We start from the raw sequence: 1145 nt of genomic DNA on the forward strand, positions 1-1145 counted from the left end.
GTCCTCACGGCGGGCGGCGCCCAGGCCATGCTCAAGGGCACCCTCGCCCTCCCCGGCCGCACCGCCGTCGTCGCGGGCACCGGCCCCCTCCTCCTGCCGGTCGCGACCGGGCTCGCGGCGGCGGGTACGCGGGTCGTCGCACTGGTGGACTCCGCCGACCCCCGGGCCTTCGTACGGCGTACGGGCACCCTCGTCCGGGAGCCGGCGAAGCTCGCCGAGGGGGTGGGATACGCGGCCCAACTCCTGCGCCACAGAACGAAGGTGATGATGCGTCACACGATTGTGGAGGCGCACGGCACCGACCGTCTGGAGGCCGTGACCGTCACCGACGGCCGGTCCCACCGCACCATCCCCTGCGACACCCTCGCCGTCAGCCACGGCCTGCTCCCGCACACCGACCTCGCCGACGGCCTCGGCTGCACCCTCGACGGCCCGGCCGTACGCGTCGACGCCGAGCAGCGCACCGACGTACCCGGCGTCTGGGCGGCCGGGGAGGCCACCGGCATCGGCGGCGCGGCCCTCTCCCTCGCGGAGGGCCACATCGCGGGCCGCTCGGCGGCAGCCCGCCTCCGTGGAACCGACCCCGACCCCACCGCCTGGGCTCCCGCCGCCCGGACCCGGACCCGCCTGCGCACGTTCTTCGCCGCGCTCGACGACGCCTACGCCCCACCCGCCCACTGGCCCGGCCAGGTCACGGACGACACGGTCGTGTGCCGCTGCGAGGAGGTCACCGCCGGCGCCGTGCGCGTTGCCGTGAGCGTTCACGGCGCGGGCGACCTGCGGACGGTGAAGCTGCTGACGCGGGCCGGGATGGGCTGGTGCCAGGGCCGGATGTGCGAGCCGGGAGTGGCCGGCGTCGCGGGCTGCGCACCCGTCCCCGGCCGGCGCCTGCTGGCCCGCCCCGTACCGCTCGGGGTCCTGGCGGAGGCTGACGACGCAGCGGACGACGACACGTGACGTACGACCTGTCACCCGACACACCCCCCTCACCTGCCCCGGAGGCCCTCATGGCAACGCCCACCACCCCCCGCCCCTGGCACGGCGTCCTCGTCGCCACCGCCCTCCCCCTGACCGACGACCTCTCCGTCGACTACGACAAGTACGCCGACCACTGTTCCTGGCTCGTCGCCAACGGCTGCGACGGC

General features: G+C 75.9%; 1 protein-coding gene and 1 pseudogene. Both read left to right on the forward strand.

All coding sequences use genetic code 11. The annotated features are described in order from the left end of the window. Positions 1-957: FAD-dependent oxidoreductase (locus AOK24_RS34530; RefSeq protein ID WP_055723937.1), on the forward strand; the 957-nt coding region annotated here is incomplete at its 5' end. Between the two features lie 50 nt (positions 958-1007). After that, positions 1008-1145: pseudogene (locus tag AOK24_RS51515) on the forward strand (dihydrodipicolinate synthase family protein); the annotation flags it as partial.

The organism is Streptomyces niveiscabiei (assembly GCF_001419795.1).
In the GTDB taxonomy this organism is placed as follows: domain Bacteria; phylum Actinomycetota; class Actinomycetes; order Streptomycetales; family Streptomycetaceae; genus Streptomyces; species Streptomyces niveiscabiei.